We start from the raw sequence: 23422 nt of genomic DNA on the forward strand, positions 1-23422 counted from the left end.
CTCTCATTTAATAACACACATTTTTAATTAAAATTGATGACTGGATCTGAAAGCCCATACGCTTGTATCAGTAGTAAAACCATCCGGCTTTTTAAATGGAGTCCCTAATGACACATCATAGCGAAATGCATCGCCGATATTCCCACGAACACCGATAACCCCACCTACTAAGGTATTACCAATTTGTGTCGCTGTGGACGGCCCCCATACATGACCTATATCTATACCTATATACGGAGTTATTCGTTGTCGTCTAAATGGTAAGGCCCATTCATTTTGAATGTAGTAACCGGAGTCACCACGTAATGTTTCTTCCCCACTGAAGCCACGTACGGAATAGCGTCCACCGATACTAAATTGATCAGTTCCAAACAATCGTTGATTGGTAAATTGGCTTCTAAAACGCATCGTATACACACCTTGTTTATGACCTATTCGTACACCGCTTTGAATTTCACCTTCTAGTCCCGCCATTTTATATAACGTAGTTGGATTATCTGCCAAACCTTCCCAACTGCGTACCGTAGCACCTAGGCCTCGTATGCCTTGACGATAAAAGAGATATACATCAGACATAGTATTCCCACTATACTGACGATGGGATAATCCTAGTTCCAATGCTGTGGTATGTTGCTCTTGTACACCGATTTCTATATCATCAATGTAACTATGGCGTGTTTTATGAATCACCTTAGCGACAGCAGCGGTCTTGGAGCGACTCGTCCGATTCAAAACCTGCTCTACAGAAAACTCAATCCCCCGAGTATTCCCAGAAGAACGGAATGCTTCTGGCATAAATACCAATTGATGATAACTATATTGATACGTGGATAAGCGATACATTCGATTTCCATCAGGTACGGCATAATTTATGGCATACTGCTTTGATCCATATCCATCACCATGATGACCAATATCCTTCGTTATACTAGCCGATAAAGTATCATTAAGCCCTGCCAACTGACTAAACGACACATACATAGTGCCTTGGTATTTCCCTGTCGATTCGTAACCTGCATTGTCTAAAATCAACGACCCATGCACAAATCCTTTTTGTTCTACCGTTAGCTTCACAATAGAGTGAAGTGGCTTTGTACCTGGCTCAATACTAAGCTTTACATCTTGTCCCGGTACATTTCGCATCTGGTCTATACCTTGCTCTAATGCTTGTCTACGCAGTACATATCCGGGACGAACAGGAAACGCACTTCGCCAATTCGTGCGAGCTTTTGGATTCGTGAGAACAATATCTTCCACATAGCCCGGTAAAATTTCAAAAGTGAGTGTACCAGATTGTAAATCCTGATTCGGAACTATCACTTGACTCGTTACATATCCATCGGCAAGAATTTGCTCTTGTAATTGCTTTTGCAGTACAACAATCCCCTCTGCCCCAATATTGTTATGATTATATATTTTCAATCGGTTCCTATACTTCTTAAAGACCGGTTCTGATGACGTAATCACAATCTGGTCAATTGGAAATGACACTGCTTCTTGTGGCAATGCATCCATAGGTGCGCCATTTAAATTGTCATAACTTGATTCTGAACGCGACAAAGCGGCCCTTGCCATCGGTGCCTCCGCGCGTTGACGCAAAGAAGCATCGGCTCGAGCCGCTTCTTGTTGAATAAATGAGGAAGGTACATCCGCTGCCAAAGTTGTCGTTGCACACATAACGCCAACTAAGCCCACACAACCGGCAGCGATTGATACTACTTTCATAATTCTCTCTCCTATATATTACTTTCAAATAATTATTAACTTATTAGTTCGATTATATCTCTCAGAAAACATAAAATCAATATTTTATGTATATATATGTTTTATAGAACAAAAGAGAGTTGATTCATACAATTCTCTTTCACTAATCAATCAAAATATACTTAATTTTAGTTATATTCAGTTTCATATTGCAATTTAAGATTATTTAAAATTATCAGTTATCACATTAAAAAGAATCATAAGCATAAAAATAACTATTATAGGTATTACAGAATAAAAATCTCTTTTTGCTTTTTTCAATAGAATAGGCATTTTCTCTAAAGTAAGTGAAGAGTCAGATTTAACCGCTAAAATTCTTAACCACAATTCTAACACCCAATTTAATATACCTATAACAGCTAACAGATGAATTAAATTAGCACTATCATAAGGAATATTAATGAGTATAAAAACCAGACAGCCTATTCCTATTTCCGTATATAACATAGATTTAGAACGTTTAACTTGTTCCTTGTCTAATACAAAATAAGGATTCCTAATAAAATATAGACAATATATACATAGTAAAAATAATGAAAGACCAATCTTCATATATAGCTCCATTTAAAATAAAATTATAAATGCAATCTTTCTAACCAATTATTACGGGCTAACACTACAATATATCCATCATTTACCGGATCCTTTGTTACATATACTCTATATGATTGATTTTCATATACATAACGAGACTCAGTTTGGTCAACTAAGGTCCAATTCCCACTCAAGGGTTTTATTGATTTTATATCTCTATGTAGTAAATCTTTCTTTATGTTTATTGATACTCCTCTAGATAATAGATTTTTTCTGTTCGAATCATATACATCTCCAGCGATCATATAGTGTTCTCGTGGAAAAGTTGCATTTAAAGCTTGCGTCAGTTCCATTCTAGACTGCTCAACAGTATCATTAAACAAAAACCTATAGCCTAATCCACAAATTAGCCATAAGCTAAAACAGCCTATAAATATATACCAAACAACAGAATAAATTGTTTTAAAATTCATCCCTAATTTTCCCTCTTACCTCATCAATATCACTAATATCAGAGTCAGTTCTATTAGTTGACTCTTTGTAGTATAGTATGTCACCCATCGATTCCGAACACCTAATGAACAGATGCGTAAAAGCTTATCTAATCAATTTCATCAACGAACTTAAAATCATTTATCTCCATAAGTTAGCTCTAAAGATACCTCACCATTAGATGTTAATGTATATACTAAACCAGAGAATGGGTTTTGATTATAGAATTTAAAGGTCTCAATCATTGCAAAAACTTCATTCTTTAAATCATACATAATCTCTGAAATAATAGCTGGTTCATCATCGTTATTCTCTACATATTTCAAAACACAGGAATCATCCTCAGTCTTATATACTAAAAGCTCTACAACAGGATTACTGTCATTAGTTTCAAAGTATAGTTTCGCACGACTCCAACTTAGAGGTGTTAATTTGTATATATTTTTGGCCACTTTATTATAATGTTTTTCAAGTTCCGATTCTAAGCTTTTATGCTTTAACTTAAACGCCTTATCGATGGCAGTATAATTTTTTGCTAATACACGAGATTCCATATCCTCCAATAATAAAACACCGCGAGGACCTTTTAGCATTTCTTTATATACATCCCGCTCAAATTCATCTTCTCTAGCTAGAACACCAAAATTCTGATATTCCCACTTACATCTATTTTGGAGCCAATAATCATCACTTACAGGATCATTATGAAATTCACAATGGGGCTCATAATCATCGCGTGAAATATACATTGTTCCCCAAGTCCACTTCTCAATCGATGCTTCGTGTAATAATCTAACATTCGTTAAAATATCATACATCCCCTGTTTTATTCGTTCGCTATTTTCATCAGAAAAATTATATATAAATTCACCATATTGAATAATAGATCCACCTGGCGTTTTTATATAATAACAACCTGATGTTGATCCTAACTCAGAACATTCAAAATACAAATAAATTTTATACCAATGCTTGGGCATTAAATCAACTAATATATCTCTTATTTTATTAATGTATATATTCATATGTACTCCTATTAATTTTCACTTTTCCAATTAAATTAAATCAATTTAAATCTTGATGAAATTAAATACAAACATACATGTTGCTATAAAAAATATTGGCAATGTAGAATAAAAATCTTTTTTAGCTTTTTTATTGAGCATTACTTTCACGTCAGGTGATAAACTACAATCCGATTCAATAGCAGGAACTCTTAACCACATTTCTAATAAAAACAGAATTACAGATGTCAATTCTAATAAAAACCGCACTAGTCTAGAATATCCTGCAAAAATAATATATAAGAAAATTATCACACCTAAAAACAACTCTGAAATTAACAAAGATTTTGAGCGTTTAATTTTAATATGCTGTAATGTGAAGTATGGATTTTTAATGAAATACAGACAAAATAAAAATGCTAAAAATCCTGCAAATACTACTATCATAACTTTCTCCTATATAATAATCAATTTCTTCTTTGTAATATTAAAATCACTTTATTAGAACCGCGTTCTTTAAACAGTTCGAGATAAATATTAGCATCATAATCATGTCCAACTATACGATTCTTATTGATTTCATTCCAGCCTATATTTTGTTTTGAAAGTATCCCTTTAACATCGTTAATTGTAAGAGAGTCATAAATAATTTCAAGATTATTATTTTGATAGGCTCGACCAGACGCATAGTACTTTTCACTTACTTTTTTAAAAGATATATCTTCTAATTTTTGTTCGTATAATTGAAGGCTTTGCATTTGCTCCGGCCTTTTAATATACGCATGTAAAGATACAGATCCTATTAATAAAAACCCAAACAAAACAAACCCAATATAAAATTTAACGGTTAAAGGTGCTCGATCTAATATAGATTTTACAACGCTCCATACTTTCATAATATCTCCTATAAGACCAGTTAATACTCAATTTACTTCTATATTTCGATTATATATTAAACCAAATTATATCACGAACGGATATTTTAATATTATTATCTTTTATTTATTTTTATATTTAGCCTTAACAAAGACTGCCAGAGCGTTGGCACGGGTATATACACTATATTAATACAAAAGCACCATCTACCAAGGACCGACTTATGTGTCGTTTCCCATTGGGATAGATGGTGCTTTTATAATTGATTTAATTAAATTGTTCTAATAAACATGTCCCATTCAATCTACAATGTAGTATATTGCACTACTTTATATTCCGTCGTGCCACTAAACTACCAGCGCTGCTAGCTAGTCCCGCCCGATTGATATGAGGGTTTCCATGTTTGTACGTTTTTGGCTTGCTACTTTTATCTTCTACCTTTGATTTCTCAAATTTAGTAAATAGATTACCTAGCTCACGCAAGAGCGCACGTTTTTGTGAGTCTTTCAACTCAAATACTTCACCCTTATAGGCGATGTATTTATTTTTTAGTACAGGACTGAGATCATAGATGGGCTCGTGTTCTTCTCCATTTACATCCAACAGCTCATCCAAGGTCAATCCATAATAGCGAGACAGGGCACAGAGTGTATCTAAATCCGGTTCGCGATACCCTGTTTCGTAATTTGAAAGCGCCGCATTACTGATACCTACGGCCTTTGCTACTTCGATTTGGCTTTTGCCCATGCGCACGCGAGCACGCTTTAAGTTCTTGTAAAACTGCATGTTCATCACCTGTATCGATACATAAACAACTACAAACTATATACTTTTATAATAATGTATCACTGATTTTTTTGAAAGCTTCATCAGCAACGGCTAATGTGCGTTCCACTTCACTGCTCTTATGGCAGATAGATACAAAATTACTTTCATAAGGGCTTGGCGCATAGTAGATACCATGGCTCAAATTATGATGGAAGAACATTTTGAATTGTTCTTCGTTGCAAGCTGCTGCATCATCAAAGTTCTTAACCGGTTTATCAGTGAAGAAGATAGTGAACATAGAGCCTACCCGTTGAACTACAACAGGCACATTGTATTGTGCTGCCAAACGTTCAAAGCCTTCACAAAGGGCAATTGTCGTATCTTCTACTTGTTTAAATACAGTTGGATCCCGTTGCAAAATAGAAAGCGTTGCAAGACCAGAGGTAACGGCAATAGGGTTACCGCTCAATGTACCAGCTTGGTAAATAGGACCCGCTGGTGCAATTTGGTTCATAATTTCACGAGAGCCACCAAATACAGCAAGTGGCATGCCACCGCCAACGATTTTACCAAGGCATGTAAGGTCTGGTTTAATCTTGTAACGCTTTTGAGCACCCCCACTGCTAGCGCGGAAGCCACACATAACTTCGTCAAAAATCAGTACAGCACCGTGAGCCTTAGTTACCTCGCGCAAGGTTTCGAGGAAACCTGGTACTGGAGGCACACAGCCCATATTACCTGCTACAGGTTCCACGATGATAGCCGCAATAGTATCGCCGATCTCGTCAAATAATTTACGAACCGCATCAGAATCATTGTACGGCAATGTTATGGTATTCTCTGCTACGCCTTGAGGAACGCCTGGACTATCCGGCACGCCAAAGGTAGCAAGGCCAGAGCCAGCTTTCACCAAGAGCGCATCACTATGACCATGGTAACAGCCTACAAATTTTACGATACGATCGCGACCAGTATAGCCACGAGCTACGCGCAAGGCACTCATGGTAGCCTCTGTACCAGAGTTTACGAGGCGGATAACCTCCATAGATGGCATGAAGGCTTGTATCTTTTTAGCCAATTCTGTTTCTAGTAGTGTAGGCGCACCATAGCTAGTACCACGAGGAATCGCCTCTTGCAAGCTAGCAATAACTTCAGGGTTCGCATGGCCCAAAATCATAGGGCCCCAGCTCAACACATAGTCGATGTATTCGTTGTTATCGATATCATAAATACGGCTGCCGCTGGCACTGCTGATAAACGGAGGGTTAGAACCTACGCTGCGGTAGGAACGAACCGGACTGTTTACGCCGCCCGGCATATAACGTTTAGCCTCTTCAAAGGCCTTTTCAGATTTACCGAGTTGGAACATAGTTCCTCCTTATTGTTGTAACCATTTAGCAATATCTAAGGCATGGTACGTAATGATAATTTTAGCACCGGCGCGCTTCATAGAAAGCATTGTTTCCATAACGAGGCGTTCTTCATCGATAAGACCAGCTGCAGCAGCGGATTTAACCATCGCATATTCGCCAGATACATTGTATACAGCTACAGGTAATTCATAGCGGTCACGTGTTTCACGAACGATATCCAAATAGGACAAGGCTGGTTTAATCATGATAATATCTGCACCTTCAGCGATATCGAGTTCGATTTCTCTGAAAGCTTCCAAGCGATTAGCCGGGTCCATTTGATAGGACTTGCGGTCCCCAAATTTAGGTGCAGAGTTAACGGCACCACGGAACGGACCATAGTAAGCGGATGCGTATTTTGCAGCATAGCTCATAATAGATACATTAGTATAACCTGCCGCATCAAGGGCTTCACGGATAGCACCTACACGGCCATCCATCATATCGGATGGAGCCACCATATGGGCACCTGCTTCTGCTTGGCTTACCGCAACTTTACAAAGCAATGGTAATGTTTCGTCGTTCAAGATTTCATGGTCATCAATCATGCCACAGTGACCGGTAGAGGTATATTGGCACAAGCATACGTCAGAAATAACCAAAAGATTTGGCACGGCTTCGCGGATGGCTTTGATGGCTTGTTGTACTGGTTGAGACATATCCCAAGCAGAGGAACCTTGCTCATCTTTATATGTAGGAATACCAAAGATTTCTACACCACGCACACCAAGATCATAAGCCTCTTGAGCTACTTTCACAGCCTCGTCAACAGACAAGTGATATTGACCTGGCAATGTGTCGATTTCTTTTTTAATACCTTCACCAGGCACGATAAATAATGGATAAATCAAATCAGTTACGTCGAGTGTCGTTTCGCGTACCAAATCACGCATTTCTGGATTGATACGCAAGCGGCGAGGACGGTATGTTAAATCGTACATGTAATCCTCCTAAATATCCTTTATAATAGCATTTACTAAGCCATCTGTTGTATATACATCGCTGATGATAGCCGGTTTAAGACCTGCACTCATAGCCGTAGCAGCCGTAATTGGACCGATGCAAGCCACTTTAGTTTTGCCTAATAGCTCTAATGCATTGTCGCCCAATAATTGAATTGTATTTGTTACAGTAGAAGAACTTGTAAATGTAATGTAATCTACATTGCCTTCTGTTAAAGCATTTACTAAAGCTTCTTGTTGAGATGTATCTTGTGTAGTTTCGTATAAACGCAAGATATCTACACTCATATCGCGGTGACGCAAGCAACGTGGAATCACATCGCGTGCTACCTTTGGTTGAATCAACAGTACAGAATCCCCTGCATTGAGTTCTTCTTCAAGAGCCTCTACAGCAGATTCAGCCTTGTAGTCTACAGGAATAATATCTGGTACAATGCCATATTTACGAAGCTCACGAGCCGTAGCACAACCGATAGCCGCCACTTTAGAATTACCTAAAGCACGTGTATCTTTGCCTTCTTTATATAGAGCATCAAAGAAGTAGCGAACCCCTTCACCAGATGTAAATACGATACATTGGTATTCTTTTGTATTGTTGATGATGCGTTTATCTTCCTCAAACAATTCCAATGGAGATGTTTTTATGGCTGCTGCTTCCACTACATTAGCACCTTGAGCCGCTAATTTTTCGCGGAATGCACTTGCTTGGGAGCGAGCGCGTGTGACTACGACAGTTTTACCGAATAAAGGTTTATTATCAAACCATTGTAATTTTTCACGAAGGTTGACTACATCGCCTACTACGATGATAGCTGGCGCTTTTAATTGCGCCTTCTCTACATCTTCCACAACATGTTCAAGGGTAGAAACCAATACCTCTTGTACTGGTTTTGTGCCCCATCGAACAAGCGCAACGGGTGTAGATGGCGCACGACCATGAGTCATCAATTTTTCCGCAATGACAGGCAAATTACCAACACCCATTACAAAGCAAAGTGTATCTACCGCCGTAGCAAGGCCTTCCCAATGGATACCGGATACCGCTTTTGTAGGATCTTCATGACCTGTTACCACCGCAAAGGATGTAGCCATAGCGCGTTGTGTTACAGGGATACCCGCATAAGCAGGCGCTGCGATTGGAGATGTTACACCTGGTACGAACTCAAAAGGCACACCTGCTTCGCCAAGAGCCATCGCTTCTTCACCACCGCGGCCAAATACGAGCGGATCACCGCCTTTTAGGCGAGCTACGATTTTGCCTTCTTTTCCTTTTTGTACTAAAAGCTCGTTGATTTCCCATTGATGCATCGTATGATCTTTACATTGTTTACCAGCATAAATCAATTCTGCATCGGGACGTGCCCACTCTAACAGATGAGCATCTGCTAAATAATCATATACAATTACATCTGCTTTTTCGATGCATTCGCGACCTTTTACGGTGATGAGTTTAACATCGCCAGGGCCTGCACCGATTAGATATACCATACCTGTCATTTTATGATTCCTTCCTCTATGAGAGCATCCACAATATGTTTGCCCCCTTCTTCGTATAAGGCTTTTGCAAGGTTTTTGCCAAGAATCTCTCCTTTTTTAGCAGGACCAGAGATTTCTCCTTCGTATACAGTCTTGCCATCGAGAGAGGCAATCATAGCCTTCAATGTGAGTTGACCTTTATTAATCGTACCATGTACACCCATTGGCACCTGACAACCACCATTTAATTGACGCAAGAAACTACGTTCCCCTTCAACGGCATAACGCGTTGCTTCATCATTGATAGGTGAAAGCATATCAAGCATTTCCATGTCATCAGCGCGACACTCGATAGCGAGTGCCCCTTGTCCAACGGCAGGAATCATTTCATCGGCCTTGAAGACTTGTGTAATTTGGTCTTCTAAACCCAATCGCTTAAGGCCTGCTTGAGCCAAGATAACACCGTCTAGCTTTTCCGTTTCAATTTTGCTCAAACGAGTCTGCACATTACCGCGAATAACCTCTACCTTTAGGTCAGGTCGGACATGTAATAGCTGTGCTTGCCGGCGTAAACTACTAGTGCCAACACGAGCGCCTTGTGGCAATTTGTCTAGTGTTTTATACACGGGACTCACTAGTGCATCATACGGCACTTCACGAACGGAGATGGCACCAAGAGTAAGGCCTTCTGGCAACTCTGTAGGCATATCCTTTAAGCTATGTACGGCGATGTCGATGTCGCCTGCATGCATAGCCTCTTCTAATTCAGCAGTAAATAAACCTTTACCACCAACTTGAGCCAGTGGTTTCTCTAGGATACGGTCACCTTTTGTATTAAAGTGAACCAGCTCTACCGTAATATTTGGGTACAGACGTTGTAATTCTGCACTAATATGTTCAGCCTGCCACAGGGCAAGGGCACTTTTTCGCGTGCCGATTCGAATATGATCTCTCATGGCATTAGCCTTCTTTCTCAAGATTAAACATATCTTTGAATAAATCCCAGTACAAGCCTTCTTCCTCTGTACCAGCGATTTCGTTGAAGTGAATCATCGGTTCACGCAACATTTTGCGGATGATCATGCGACTCATAGAGTCCATAACGCGGCGCTCTTTATCGGAAATATCTGGCAATTTAGCTAATGCGCGATGTAATTCACGACGGCGAATTCGCTCAGCCTTTTCCGTGAGCAATGCCATCATAGGACGCACTGTTAAATAGCTCAACTTATCCAATAACTCTTCAATAGCATCATGAATAATAGGCTCCGCACGACGAGCTTCTTCTTCGCGCTGCGCCTTATTTTCTTCTACTACACTTTCAAGAGAGTCAATATTAAATAGGTAAATACCGTCCAAATCTGCCACCGCAGGATCGATATCACGAGGTACCGCTATATCGATCATAACGATTGGTTCACCCTTGCGAAGAGTCGTAATTTTCTTCGCTTCTTTTTCAGTAATAATATAATGCGGTGCCCCTGTAGATGTGATAAGAATATCCGCATCTTTAGCATACTCTACAAAGTTATCGAGCTTAACAGCTTTACCATTAAAGCGTTCCGCTAACATTTCAGCCTTAGCAAAGGTTCTATTAGATACGAAAATCGTTTTTACACCCTTCGCTTGTAAATGAGTAGCCGTCAATTCACTCATCGTACCAGCACCCAAAATAAGTACTGTAGCTTCGGATAATGGCTTATCTAAACTGTCCTCCGCAAGATTGACCGCCGTGTAACTAACAGATACAGGCGTATTAGCAATGCCCGTATTAGTACGTACCTTTTTACCAACGCTAATAGCCCGTTGGAATAAAATATTAAAAATTGTTCCCGTACAGCCTGCGCTATAAGCCTGAATATAAGCCCCTTTTAATTGGCTCAAGATTTGGCCTTCCCCTAACACAAGGGAATCAAGACTAGCAGAAACGCGGAATAGATGCTCAATACAATCTCGTTCTTCGTAGAAGAAGAATGCATCTGCATCAATATGATCTGCTCCTTTTAAATCTTTTAACACTGCCAACATGTAATCCTTCGGGAATTCTACACCTTCTAAAGCAGCATAAATTTCCGTTCTATTACAGGTGGATAATATAACGCATTCTGAGATACAGTCAAATTCATAGAGGCGATTTAGTGCGGCAACTACCTCGTCTTTATCAAACGAGAAACGTTCACGCACCTCTACAGCGGCACTTCTATGATTTAGACCTAATACCACTAATTGCATGGTTTAGTTTCTCCTCTATAATCATCCACTCTCCCTTGAGAATGGCTTCAAATGTTTCTACCGTCAGATTGTCTCGCCAAAATTTCTGTCGAGCCTCTGGAGTAGGAAGCAGTAACTTTACTTCTTCTCTAAATATTTTAAGTCTAGGCATAGCCTTTTGCAACTGACCATAACGATTCATCATATCTTGTCGTACAAGACGATTGATACGCGGACCTACATTGTTAGCGCTAATAGCAATATGAAGATCGCCGAGCTCAAGGGATGACGGCACAGTAAAGCTGCACGCGCTCGGGTCATCACTGCGGTTGGTCCACACTCGATGTTTTTTTCCTAGCTCATACAAGGTATCGTTTAGTTCATGATTATCTGTGCAGATAAAGAATAAACTGCTCGAAATAATATGCTCTTCGTCGTCCATTGTGAAAGCTCGATCACACCAAGTGATACGATTTTCTTTTGCCCATTGGCCAATCCTATCCGTTACAGCAGGAGCTATAACTATAATTTGGCAAACCTCCTCAATAAAAAGCTGCATCCGTCGTTCTGCTACTTCTCCGCCGCCTACGAATAGGATTATATCTTCAGTTGTAGGTTGAAATGTTATGGATACCATGGCTGTCCTACTATATACAAAAAAATCGGCTTGATGGTCAAGCCGATTTTCAACTGCCTACATAAATCGTTTCAGATATACGCCGATACGCCCTTTACGAGAGGTACCTGTAATGGCTTCTACCTTCATTCGGCCACGACCACGCATGGAAATGACATCCCCTTCTTTAACTTCTTGGGATGCCCCCTTAGCTGGTTGCCAGTTTACTTGTAATAAGCCCGCATTGATAGCGCTCACCAATTTAGTGCGAGATACACTAAAGCCAGAGCTTGCTACCGCATCTAAGCGCAAGGAAGCGACTGTAGTGCGGACTTCTTTAATTTTTTCTTCTTTTGGTGCAATATCTGATAACTCAATAGACTCTACAGATACGGAAACCATAGCAATTTTCGTAAAGTTTTGAATTACGAAATCAGCCACGCTTTCATCCACCATAATCTGAGCGCCCCCTTGCTGGACGATAACGTCCCCAAATTTGGAGCGATCAATGCCAAGGCCCATCAAGGAGCCCAGTACATCCCGATGGGTAAGCAATCGGAACCGAGGGTCCCAATTCACCTTAAGAGCGCGAATACCCATGTCCACAGTCCCGTTAAAGTCGCTGTCTACAAAAGCGATACGAATACGTTCCGCCCCTTCATAGCCACCGTCAGTCTTAACGATAATCTGTGGGTAGTTAGCCTTGATTGCGTCTGCAATGACAAGACCTGCAGGGCTCGTAAAGTCCGCCACACGGTATGGGCGACCTTTTACAACCTGCTCAGCTAAGTCTAGCATGCGGCGAGCTTCCTCGCCACTGCCACTGGCTTCAAAATATCGTATTAATTTACTAGTATCTGCCAAAATTATTTCCCCAATTCATTCGACCGAGCAAGACATGCTACTACGCCGTCTTGGAGAGCACTGCGAAGTCCACCTTTTTCCATGGCACCAATACCGGCAATGGTAGTGCCCCCAGGGCTGGTCACTTGATCTCGTAGTACTGCAGGATGATTGCCACTTTCAAGAGCCATCTTACCTGCACCGTACATTGTTTGAGCAGCTGCCTTTATGGCTAGCTGACGTGGTAAACCAATACGAACGCCCGCATCAGCTAAAGCATCAAGGATAACGAACATATAGCCAGGGCCCGCGCCAGATAGTGCGCCTAAGCGATCTAAATCGGCTTCGCTCACCACTGCTACCTCACCTACAGCCTCAAATAAGGCTTGTACAGTACGACCTAGGTCAGTATTCACATCATCTCCGGCAAGTGCCGTCATGCCCGCACCGATAGAAGCCGGTGTATTTGGCATAGCTCTAAACCAGTTAGCTTGTGGAATCGCCGCATCAAGAGTATCTAATGTGACGCCTGCAGCAACGGAAATCATAACAGTCCCATAAGGTACTTCTTTTAAAGTCTCTAACACAGATGGTAACACTTGTGGTTTTACAGCCAATAGAATAGTGTTGTACTCGTTTACATTAGGCAATGTAGTAAAACCTACTACACCAAGCTCCTCTGCAAGAGCCTTACATTGTTCTTCGCGACGCACTAGAATGTGTGTATCACAGGCTTTCAACACACCATGCTGTAATGCACCGCGCAATAGAGCGCCCCCCATTGAGCCAACGCCTATACATAGGGTTTTACCTAACATAGTTATCACCACCATTTATAGAGAGATTATTTGTTTTCCCAAGAATATTCGTTTTGCTCAGTTGTGTTGCTTTCATTGTCATTATAATCAATGGAAATATTTACAGGTACACACATGAAAATGTCTTTACCTACTTTTTCCAATTTGCCATCCAATGCATAGGTCGCACCAGATACGAAATCTACAATACGAGCTGCTTCATGAGGGTCTGTATTTTCAAAATTAATCAATACAGGACGCATGTCGCGCAATTGATGTGTAATATTTTCAGAATCTTCAAATACTTTTGGTTCAATTACAACTACTTTCATAGCTGTTGGACGTTGTGTCATCGTAGATTGACCTCCTACCTTGCGTGGATGAAATTCAGATGCGCCGGACACGGGAGCCGCTGTTGCTACTGGGGTAGGTTCAGCTTCGTATTCCTCTTCATCTTCGTATTCGTAATCATCATATTCATAGTCATCATCAGTTCTGCCTAAGAATAAGTTTTTTGCTTTGTCTAAATAATCTCCCAATGCCATTTGGATTTCCTCCTAATACAATTAACGCTTCCGATTATCAGGTAACCCGAACCTTAATAATATACACGTTCCCCAAAAATTGCTGTGCCTACACGAACGATGTTAGCCCCTTCTTCCAAAGCGACCTCAAAGTCGTGAGTCATCCCCATAGATAAATATTGAATCTGCCCTTCTTCAAAGTAGCGTTTCATATCCTCAAACAAGGCATTCGCTACGCGAAAGATTGGACGAGCTTCCTGTGGATCATCGAAAAATGGCGCCATACACATCAAGCCCCTTATGCGTACATGAGGCAATGTTTTTGCATAATCTCGTATTTCCGGAAACTCTTCGACGGTCATTCCCGTTTTAGAAGCTTCGCGGGCCACATTGACTTGCAGTAATACATCTTGTATTTTATCGTGCTTTGCAGCAATCTTTTCGATTTCATCTAATAATTTACGGCTGTCTACAGAATGAATCAAATCAAACATAGGGACCGCTTGGCGCACCTTATTGACCTGTAAATGACCAATCAAATGCCATGTTAATTGTGGCCCCTTATAGGTTAGCTGTTTTTCTTTGGCCTCTTGTACTCGATTTTCCCCTACATGAGTGACACCGAGCCGTGCGACCTCTTCCACAGCCGACACAGGGTGGTTCTTTGTAACCGCCACTAATAATGCTGTATCTACGCGACCAACACGCGCCATAGCATCGGCCATGCGCTGCTGTATAGCGTGTAGGGATTCTTCAATCACGTGAATGCCCCCTTCAATCTATATATCATAATCATCAAATATATTTGTATAGACTATTTTATTATATAGTATTTAAGGTCAAATGTACATGATTTAAGGCTTATCCCTTCCACAAATCCAAGCATGTATATATATAAAATATCATACTTTATTATGATTCCTGTGAAAGTCGAATTTTATCGGTCTTGTAACATCGCAAATAAGGCCATACGACCTGTTTGCCCAGCCTCTCGGCGATAGGAATAACAGTCTACTTCCGTTACACTATCGGTACCACCAATCGTGATGTTCTCTGGAGGAACGCCATTTACAACGAGATCCTCACCAATAAAGTTCCATAAATTGATATAAGCCTTATCTAATTTATCACCAGGATAATTGACAACATCAGATGCATCTCGGTCTGTCATATCTCTCCAGGCTAATTCAAAGCGTTTACCTAGTTCTATATCTACTTCAAAGGACTCTGGTCCAATACTAGGCCCAAGATATATATAGCAATCTTTGAACTCGGTCCCATAAGCCTCTTTCATGGCCTCAATAGTAAGTACTGGTAAGCGGTCAATAGCACCACGCCAACCTGCATGTGCCGTTGCAATCGCATGATGTTTGGCATCGTAAATGCCTACACCAACGCAATCTGCAGTGAACAGAAATAATGGCACATGAGGTAGATTTGTAAATACCGCATCACAATCATCGATGGCTGTATCTTCTCCAAAAGCACCTGCTCCAATAAGGTCTTCTGTGATTTTTACAGCCTTTAAACCATGGACTTGATTGCCACAAGAAATACGGTTTGGTTCAACACCTAAATATTTCGCAATAATAGCTCGATTTTCTCGTACACTCTGAGCTTCATCGCCTACATGAAAGGCTAGATTTAATGACTCATAAGGCGCACTAGATACACCTCCATGACGATACGTATCTCCCATACTAATAGGGAATTGATCAGCCCAACTCGGGGCCTCATAAGACCACGTTCCATGGGGCCCTTTCACATCTATACGCTTTACCGATTGATTCATCAATTCCTCCTATTTACAAACACCGCATCGTTTACACCCTTGTGTGCATGGCGGTGTATATGCTTCATCGATGGATCGTTTCCATTCCATTTCGAGATAGCCCTCGTCCATACCCATATCTAAATGGCTCCACGGCAAGAATTCATCAAAACTGCGTTCGCGATAATTCATATCGTCCATATCTAAGCCAGCCGCCTTCATTTCAGACTTAAAAGATTTACTACCTCGATTGGCTGCACACGCTGCAATAACAGCACCTAAACGACGATCTCCACGAGCAAGAACCCCTTGAATATATGCCTCTTTAGGGGACTCTACGAGAACCTCAATACGGCGATTCTTTTGCAACGCTTTCTTTATATATTGTAACTTTTTCTCCACTACTTTTTGATTGTCCATGGCCATCCATTGGAACGGGGTAAAAGGTTTCGGAATAAACGGATTAATGCTGAGCGTTAAACGACCTTTACAACCTACTTTTTCCATATGAGCCTGCGTTCTTTCCGCAAGACCTACAATAGCTTCAATATCTTCATCGGTTTCCGTTGGCAGCCCAATCATTATATACAAGCGCATATGCTGAATACCTGACTTTGCAGATAAGGTGGCTGCATTTTGTAAATGCTCTTCACTGATACCCTTGTTAATGACGCGACGCAACCGTTCACTACCCGTTTCTGGGGCAATGGTAATCGTCTTTTGTCCACTATCCGCTAGTCCATCCACCACGGCTTGTGTTAACGAGTCAGCACGCAAGGATGCACAAGAGTAACGCATATCTTTAGAGCGAATATAATTAACGAGTTCATCTACCTCAGGATAGTCTGAGATAGCAGCACCCATAAGTCCCACCTTTTTGCCTAGCTTTTCTGCGCGTTCTACGCCTTCTTTCAAAATATCTAATGGACGTACACGAGGTACGCGGAAGCAATACCCAGCCATACAGAATCGGCAATGCCGACCACATCCACGGGCTACTTCGATGATATACATGGCACCAAACTCAGTATAATTCGTAGCTACTACCGTTTCACCACCGCTGGTGAGCATTTCAAAGTGACGTTTAATCCTCTTAGGTACGCCCTCTGTAATATCATAGCCTTTGAATTTACCGTCTTCACTATAAATGGGCACATACAAGGATGGGACATATACGCCCGATATATCCGCTAACTGACGTAAAATAGCATGGCGATCTAGCCCCTCCATTTTTCCATCTCGAATATTATCGAGGACATGGCTCACAAGGCCTTCCCCTTCACCGATAATGAAAGCATCGATAAAATCAGCAAAAGGCTCTGGGTTGAACGTCGCACAAGGACCGCCCGCAATAACGATAGGATCAAACTCTGTACGGTCTTTTCCCATAATGGGTACGCGACCATGACGCAACATCACTGGAATATGGAAATAATCCATTTCAAAGGTTACATCAAAGGCTACTACATCAAACTGATGCATAGGGCGCTGTGTTTCAACACTCATGAGAGGAGTCTTAGTCTTGTCGTATGCTTCTAACTCCTTTTTCTCAGGCAAGAAAATACGTTCACATACGCTATCACTACGTAAATTGATTTCCTCATAAATGATGTGCAGACCAAGATTACTCATGCCTACAAAATATGTATTCGGATAGACGATAGCTACCTTTTGCCCCGCATGAGGATTTACTGTTACCCGACTGTCTTCATCTTTATATAATTCTTGTAATCGATCAATTAAATCTTTACGATTCACTAATTTCCTTTCTATATAAGCCCACTACGAATAGTGGGCTTAATAAAACTAAATACTATGTATCTATTATTAAAATACTAATAGATTTATAAGTTTCATATTCCAAGCTATATATTAAGGCTTTAATTTGCTCTTAGTCTTATTTTTTATTGAGCTTACTAAATTAGGTTTCTCTCTTTTATCGTAAGGATATACAACAACTTTACCATCTTTATATTCAGCAATATATATGTCCTTAACAGAGTATCCTTGAGATTGAACTTCTTGTTCAAGCCACGCTCTATCTTTTTCAATTACATCGAGGGTAAATTGATTAATTTGACCATCATCGATAAGATCAAATCGGATATTATCTTCACCAAATTGAACCACGTTGAGCTGACCGTTTTGCTCCAATACGGCACGCTTAACATCCGTAACATATTGAACACCTGCAGCACGAAGTTTTAATTTAAGCTCAGCCGCTTGTATACCATAACGCATGCATTCTTCCGTTAAAATATGCCCTCGTTCAATTACGATAACGGGATGTCCATCAAGAATTGTTTTGAAGAAACGAAGATTCCCTTTTAAAAACTTAAGAGTCATTACGAGGATAGTCCATAAAATAAGGACTAACATGAACTGTAAAATACCAATTTGGTCATTGTAAATGATGGCACCGATAATACCACCAAGTACGTAGTTTTGCAATTGGTCCAAAGCAGAGGTTGGCGCTAAATTGCCCTTTCCCATTAAGTTGATTTGTAGAATAATCGCCAAGAGACCGATGGCGAGTTTTGCAAAGACCATCCCATAGACGGCCATAGCTTCTGTCATATATGGTCCTCCTTATGGTAATACATCCGCTTTATCATGAATTCGATCTGTATGGCTCACCTTATACACACGGGTAATCGTATAGGTTGAAAACTCTGGGTTAAATTGAACCTCATAGTAAGCATCACTTACTTTTAAAATCATACCATTACGAATCTTTAAGGAGTTAACCGCCAATTGATCGCTCGGTACGGAACGATTTGAACTAAAAGAATGTAAAAATTGAGCCATACGAGAGGAGTCCTCAGAATAGGTTTTCATCCGATTATACTCTTGGTATTCAAGCCCTAAGAAGAACACTACGATTAAAGACAATATAACCATCAGATCACGATAGCGACTAGTAAAACCATTTCGCAATATTTGTACGCCCAAAACGAGCAATGCTAATAGAACAGCTACAATTATAATAAAGCCCCATGTTTGGCCCGCTGCAGCCTGACTTTCAACATAGGCTAACGTGTAAAAATCCATGCCACACTCCTTTCAAATATACCTTTTATTATACCATATTTGATTCCAATATTTTCGATGTAATCGTCAAAAGGGCCCCAAATAATGTAAGAAAAGATAAAAAATAGCGACCCCTTACGGGGTCGCTTTTAATAAGCATATAATCTCACAAAAGATTACCTAAGTAATGCTCTTATTTTAACCAGCTCATCAAGTTGCGAAGTTCTGCACCAACTGGTTCGATTGGATGGTTAGCAGCGGCTTCACGGTGTTCTTTAAGGAATTTTTGACCATTTTTGGAATCTGCCAAGAATTCATCAGCAAATTTACCAGATTGGATATCAGCCAAGATTTGTTCCATAGCTTTTTTAGTATCTGCAGTGATGACGCGAGGACCTGCATGGTAGTCGCCATATTCAGCAGTGTTGGAGATGGAGTGGCGCATTTTTTGGAAGCCACCTTCGTAAATAAGGTCTACAATCAATTTCATTTCATGTAAGCACTCGAAGTAAGCGTTTACAGGTTCATAACCAGCTTCTGTTAATACTTCGAAACCAGTTTTGATCAATTCAGTTACGCCGCCGCACAATACAGCTTGCTCACCAAAGAGGTCAGTTTCAGTTTCGGATTTGAAGTTAGTTTCCAAAATACCAGAACGGCCACCACCGATACCAGATGCCCATGCTAATGCCACTTCTTCAGTATCGCCAGATGGGTCTTTTTCTACAGCGTACAAGCAAGGAACGCCAGAACCTTCTTGGTATGTACGACGAACTAAATGACCAGGACCTTTAGGAGCTACCATGAATACATTGATGTCTTCACGAGGTACGATTTTACCAAAGTGAATGTTAAAGCCATGAGCAAATGCCAAGTACGCACCTTGTTTCAAGTTTGGAGCAATATCTTGTGCATATACGTCTGCTTGCAATTCGTCTGGAATCAATACCATAACGATATCAGCGCCTTTAACGGCTTCTGCAGTTTCTTTTACTGTAAGACCTGCTTCTTCAGCCGCTTTCCAGCTAGAAGAACCACCGCGAAGACCAATTGTTACGTCCATACCATTTTCTTTCAAGTTCAATGCATGAGCATGACCTTGGGAACCGTAACCTAACACTGTAATTTTTTTGCCTTCCAATTTGCTTAAATTACAATCTGCATCATAATAAACTGTAGTACCTAAAATTTTACCTGCCATATTAGACAACCTCCAAACATATTCAATAGAATATAGATTATATATACTGTACACAATCTAACAAATTTTTGCAAGATGTGGCGTACATTAATTTATTATCAGTAAGCCAAGTTTTAAGCCTCTGATAAAAAAATTTGATAACTACCAAACCATCACCCATGGACGATCATCTTTCCATACAACTTGTACGGAAAGTCCAAAGACATCAGATAAAATATCATCAGTTAGTACCTTCTGTTTAGGACCTGCATGAATCATCTTACCCTCTCGCAAGATAGCTACATGAGTAATAAACGATAGTATCTCTTCAATTTGATGTGACACATAGATAATCGGTGTCTGCTGCTCAGCTACCAAAGTGGATACGGTGCGTAAAAACTGCTCCCTCGCTGGTAAGTCCAAACCAGAGCAAGGCTCATCCAAAATCAATAATTCTGGATTTGCCATAATAGACCTCGCTAACAATACCCGGCGCTGTTCGCCAGCAGATAAGGTGCGAAAACGATGACCTTCCAAATAGTCTAGTCCAAATTCAGATAATAATTGCATACCTCGTTGGCGCACCTCAGGTGCTACCTCTTGGTATATACCAATGCTACTAAATGCACCAGAAATAACGATATCTTCAACGACTTGTTTATCCAAGGTTGACTGAAATTGCCCAAGCGCAGAGCTAACAAATCCTAGTCTAGCCTTGATTTTGGGCCACGCATATTTACCAAATTCCTTGCCAAACACACGCAAAGTACCCGTTGTGGGAATTTGATAAGCAGGTATCATGCTGAGTAGCGTTGATTTACCAGCCCCATTAAGCCCTAATAAGGCCCAATGTTCACCGTCCTCTATATGCCAATTTACATTATCTAAAATAGATCTACCATCACGGCGAAAGCAGACATTTTCATAATGGAGTAATTCACGCCCCACGTTATCAGCTCCTACATTTTTTCTCCGCGACTCATAGCGGTGATACCTGTTTTGGCAATTTCAAGAATACCATAAGTTTCCATAATTTGAATGAAGCCACGTAATTTTTCTACACTGCCAATGACTTCAATGATCATAGATGTAGGAGAAATATCTAACACATTACCACGATATACATCGGCAATCTGTACAATTTGTGATCTTGTGGAAGCAGATGCTTTTACCTTGATAAGCATTAACTCACGGCATACCACATCATGATCTTCAAACACTTTAACCTTAACAACATCGATAAGCTTGTAGATTTGTTTTTGCACTTGATCGAGAATTCGGTCATCGGCCTCTACAGTAATAGTAATACGTGCATAACCTGGCTGATTTGTAATGCCAGATGTCATTTTTGTAACGTTAAAACCACGACGGTTAAAGAGTGCCAAAATACGTGTACCAATACCTGGTGCATTTTTTGCAATGATTAAGACTTGATGTTCTTTCGCCATTATAGCACCCCTTTCTTCCCCATCATACCGCTTATCGTGCCGCCTGCTGGAATCATTGGTAATACATTATCCTCTCGTTCAACGCGACAATCCAAGACAATGCTTTCATCCGATGTAATGTATGATTTAAATTCTTTATTGAAAGTTTCAACATTATCTAGACGAGCTGCTTTCAAATCAAATGCATCTGCGAGTTTCAAGAAGTTCGGACTCACTTCCAAATCTACATAGGAGTAGCGTCTATCATTGAATATTTCTTGCCATTGACGAACCATACCAAGATAGCCATTATTAATAATAACAATCTTAATTGGCAAATTATATTGGCGCACCATCATGAGCTCTTCACAAGTCATTTGGAATCCACCATCACCGACAACAAGGATAACTTGCTTCTTAGGCGCCCCTACTTGAGCACCGATAGCCGCTGGCAAGCCATACCCCATGGTACCAGCACCGCCAGAGGTAACGATAGTATGAGGTTTTTTATGAGTTAAGAATTGAGCCGCCCACATTTGATGTTGACCTACATCACTTACGATTATGGCATCATCCTTGGCAATTTTATTAAGCTCAGATAACACATATTGTGCATGTAATACACCATTTTTAGACTCAGGGATTACCATAGGATATTCCGCTTGCCATTCTCGAATTTGCTCAAGCCACGTGTCATGAGTTGTAGGTTCTACAAGAGCATTAAGCTCCGTTAATACCTGTTTTAAATCCCCTACGATAGGCACGTTGATTGTAACATTCTTATCAATTTCAGCTGGGTCGATATCAATATGGATGATTTTAGCTTTTTTACAGAAGAAATCTGGATGGCCTGTGATGCGGTCATGGAAACGAATCCCTGCAGCAATCACGAGATCTGCCTCATCTGTACTATTATTAGCGGCTACAGAACCGTGCATACCAACCATGCCAAGAGCCAATTCGTGATCTCCTGGGAAGCCACCAAGACCAACTAATGTATTCGTCACCGGGATTTGAGCCTTTTCAGCTAATTCTTTAAGCTCATCCATAGCTCCAGACTTCAATACACCTGCCCCAGCAATGATAAGTGGGCGCTTTGCGTTTTTGATGAGAGTAGCTGCTTTTTTGATTTGACCTTGATGACCTTTATAGGTTGGATCATAGCCTTCAAGATGAATAGGTACTTCGTACAATTTGTTGTATTCCGCCATGGATATTTTTTCTGTTTGAATATCCTTTGGAATATCGATGAGTACAGGGCCTGGGCGACCCGTGCCAGCAATAAAGTACGCCTCTTTAATGATGCGAGGCAAATCATGAATATCTTGAACAAGATAGTTATGCTTGGTTATAGGCATCGTAATACCTTGGATATCCGCCTCTTGAAAGGAGTCCTTACCGATAAAGGGCCGTCCAACCTGACCAGTAATGGCCACCATAGGTACGGAATCCATGTACGCAGTCATAATACCTGTCACAAGATTCGTTGCGCCAGGACCAGACGTAGCAAGACATACACCTACGCGACCAGATACGCGAGCATAGCCATCTGCCGCATGTGCAGCACCTTGTTCATGGCGAACAAAGTAATGTTTAATTTCAGGGAAACTATATATTTCATCATAAATTGGAATTACCGCGCCACCTGGATAGCCGAACATATCGGTTACACCAAGGCGATGCAATGTTTCAAGGACAATGCGTGCCCCATTGATTGTTTCTGCGCTCATAGGAA

Annotated in this window: 25 protein-coding genes; all 25 read right to left on the bottom strand. The window is 40.6% G+C overall.

From position 1 onward, the window contains the following. Window positions 1–27: 27 nt before the first annotated feature. The 25 genes from RYO55_RS05545 to ilvB all read right to left on the bottom strand — a co-directional run bounded on the left by RYO55_RS05545 (window position 28) and on the right by ilvB (window position 23417). Window positions 28–1725 (bottom strand): ShlB/FhaC/HecB family hemolysin secretion/activation protein, encoded by a 1698-nt coding sequence (locus tag RYO55_RS05545; protein ID WP_314984518.1) that lies wholly within the window; start codon window positions 1723–1725, stop codon window positions 28–30. A gap of 201 nt (window positions 1726–1926) precedes the next feature. Next, window positions 1927–2316, bottom strand: a complete 390-nt coding sequence (locus RYO55_RS05550; protein WP_314984519.1) for a hypothetical protein — start codon at window positions 2314–2316, stop codon at window positions 1927–1929. A 23-nt stretch (window positions 2317–2339) separates the two neighbouring features. Beyond that, entirely contained in the window at window positions 2340–2771 is a 432-nt protein-coding gene (locus tag RYO55_RS05555) for a hypothetical protein (RefSeq protein ID WP_314984520.1), read from the bottom strand. 156 nt (window positions 2772–2927) lie between these two features. Further along, complete coding sequence (locus tag RYO55_RS05560) at window positions 2928–3815, bottom strand: immunity protein YezG family protein (protein ID WP_314984521.1); 888 nt, start codon at window positions 3813–3815, stop codon at window positions 2928–2930. Between the two features lie 45 nt (window positions 3816–3860). Next, a complete protein-coding gene (locus RYO55_RS05565; protein WP_314984522.1) occupies window positions 3861–4241 on the bottom strand; it encodes a hypothetical protein in 381 nt (126 codons plus the stop codon). Window positions 4242–4261: 20 nt separating this feature from the next. Beyond that, window positions 4262–4690: a hypothetical protein gene (locus RYO55_RS05570; protein WP_302498946.1), complete on the bottom strand. Its 429-nt coding sequence runs from the start codon at window positions 4688–4690 to the stop codon at window positions 4262–4264. 304 nt (window positions 4691–4994) lie between these two features. After that, window positions 4995–5456: a helix-turn-helix domain-containing protein gene (locus RYO55_RS05575; RefSeq protein ID WP_314984525.1), complete on the bottom strand. Its 462-nt coding sequence runs from the start codon at window positions 5454–5456 to the stop codon at window positions 4995–4997. Window positions 5457–5502: 46 nt separating this feature from the next. Further along, window positions 5503–6807, bottom strand: coding sequence for a glutamate-1-semialdehyde 2,1-aminomutase (gene hemL / locus RYO55_RS05580; RefSeq protein WP_314984526.1), 1305 nt, complete (start codon window positions 6805–6807; stop codon window positions 5503–5505). Between the two features lie 9 nt (window positions 6808–6816). Further along, window positions 6817–7791, bottom strand: coding sequence for a porphobilinogen synthase (gene hemB / locus RYO55_RS05585; protein ID WP_008602583.1), 975 nt, complete (start codon window positions 7789–7791; stop codon window positions 6817–6819). 9 nt (window positions 7792–7800) lie between these two features. Next, complete coding sequence (cobA, locus tag RYO55_RS05590) at window positions 7801–9309, bottom strand: uroporphyrinogen-III C-methyltransferase (protein WP_314984528.1); 1509 nt, start codon at window positions 9307–9309, stop codon at window positions 7801–7803. Next, window positions 9306–10244 (bottom strand): hydroxymethylbilane synthase, encoded by a 939-nt coding sequence (gene hemC, locus RYO55_RS05595; RefSeq protein ID WP_314984530.1) that lies wholly within the window; start codon window positions 10242–10244, stop codon window positions 9306–9308. The genes cobA and hemC overlap by 4 nt, the downstream gene beginning before the upstream one ends. A 4-nt stretch (window positions 10245–10248) precedes the next feature. After that, the gene (gene hemA, locus RYO55_RS05600) at window positions 10249–11520 is read right to left on the bottom strand and encodes a glutamyl-tRNA reductase (protein WP_004695233.1); all 1272 of its coding nucleotides are present in this window, start codon (window positions 11518–11520) and stop codon (window positions 10249–10251) included. Next, window positions 11489–12136 carry a bifunctional precorrin-2 dehydrogenase/sirohydrochlorin ferrochelatase gene (locus RYO55_RS05605; RefSeq protein ID WP_314984531.1) on the bottom strand — a complete coding sequence of 216 codons (648 nt, stop codon included), beginning with the start codon at window positions 12134–12136 and terminating at the stop codon, window positions 11489–11491. The genes hemA and RYO55_RS05605 overlap by 32 nt, the downstream gene beginning before the upstream one ends. Window positions 12137–12193: 57 nt before the next feature. Continuing rightward, the gene (locus RYO55_RS05610; protein WP_314984532.1) at window positions 12194–12979 is read right to left on the bottom strand and encodes a YlmH/Sll1252 family protein; all 786 of its coding nucleotides are present in this window, start codon (window positions 12977–12979) and stop codon (window positions 12194–12196) included. A 2-nt stretch (window positions 12980–12981) separates the two neighbouring features. After that, the gene (proC, locus tag RYO55_RS05615; protein ID WP_004695227.1) at window positions 12982–13776 is read right to left on the bottom strand and encodes a pyrroline-5-carboxylate reductase; all 795 of its coding nucleotides are present in this window, start codon (window positions 13774–13776) and stop codon (window positions 12982–12984) included. A gap of 26 nt (window positions 13777–13802) precedes the next feature. Continuing rightward, on the bottom strand, window positions 13803–14300 hold the full coding sequence (locus RYO55_RS05620) for a cell division protein SepF (protein ID WP_004695224.1): 498 nt from the start codon (window positions 14298–14300) through the stop codon (window positions 13803–13805). Between the two features lie 53 nt (window positions 14301–14353). Continuing rightward, window positions 14354–15040 carry a YggS family pyridoxal phosphate-dependent enzyme gene (locus RYO55_RS05625; RefSeq protein ID WP_314984534.1) on the bottom strand — a complete coding sequence of 229 codons (687 nt, stop codon included), beginning with the start codon at window positions 15038–15040 and terminating at the stop codon, window positions 14354–14356. 176 nt (window positions 15041–15216) lie between these two features. Next, window positions 15217–16071: a polyphenol oxidase family protein gene (locus tag RYO55_RS05630; RefSeq protein ID WP_314984536.1), complete on the bottom strand. Its 855-nt coding sequence runs from the start codon at window positions 16069–16071 to the stop codon at window positions 15217–15219. 9 nt (window positions 16072–16080) lie between these two features. Next, window positions 16081–17808, bottom strand: coding sequence for a TIGR03960 family B12-binding radical SAM protein (locus tag RYO55_RS05635; RefSeq protein ID WP_314984537.1), 1728 nt, complete (start codon window positions 17806–17808; stop codon window positions 16081–16083). 114 nt (window positions 17809–17922) lie between these two features. Then, window positions 17923–18627: a DUF421 domain-containing protein gene (locus RYO55_RS05640; RefSeq protein WP_295816383.1), complete on the bottom strand. Its 705-nt coding sequence runs from the start codon at window positions 18625–18627 to the stop codon at window positions 17923–17925. Window positions 18628–18639: 12 nt separating this feature from the next. After that, complete coding sequence (locus RYO55_RS05645) at window positions 18640–19101, bottom strand: DUF3290 family protein (RefSeq protein WP_314984539.1); 462 nt, start codon at window positions 19099–19101, stop codon at window positions 18640–18642. Between the two features lie 172 nt (window positions 19102–19273). After that, window positions 19274–20281, bottom strand: a complete 1008-nt coding sequence (gene ilvC, locus RYO55_RS05650; protein WP_004695212.1) for a ketol-acid reductoisomerase — start codon at window positions 20279–20281, stop codon at window positions 19274–19276. Between the two features lie 141 nt (window positions 20282–20422). Further along, window positions 20423–21208: an ABC transporter ATP-binding protein gene (locus RYO55_RS05655; protein WP_314984542.1), complete on the bottom strand. Its 786-nt coding sequence runs from the start codon at window positions 21206–21208 to the stop codon at window positions 20423–20425. An 11-nt stretch (window positions 21209–21219) separates the two neighbouring features. Beyond that, window positions 21220–21708: an acetolactate synthase small subunit gene (ilvN, locus tag RYO55_RS05660; RefSeq protein ID WP_004695208.1), complete on the bottom strand. Its 489-nt coding sequence runs from the start codon at window positions 21706–21708 to the stop codon at window positions 21220–21222. After that, on the bottom strand, window positions 21708–23417 hold the full coding sequence (gene ilvB, locus RYO55_RS05665) for a biosynthetic-type acetolactate synthase large subunit (RefSeq protein ID WP_314984543.1): 1710 nt from the start codon (window positions 23415–23417) through the stop codon (window positions 21708–21710). Before ilvB ends, ilvN begins: the two co-directional genes overlap by 1 nt. Window positions 23418–23422 lie beyond the last annotated feature (5 nt).

The organism is uncultured Veillonella sp. (assembly GCF_963551295.1).
Taxonomy (GTDB): domain Bacteria; phylum Bacillota; class Negativicutes; order Veillonellales; family Veillonellaceae; genus Veillonella.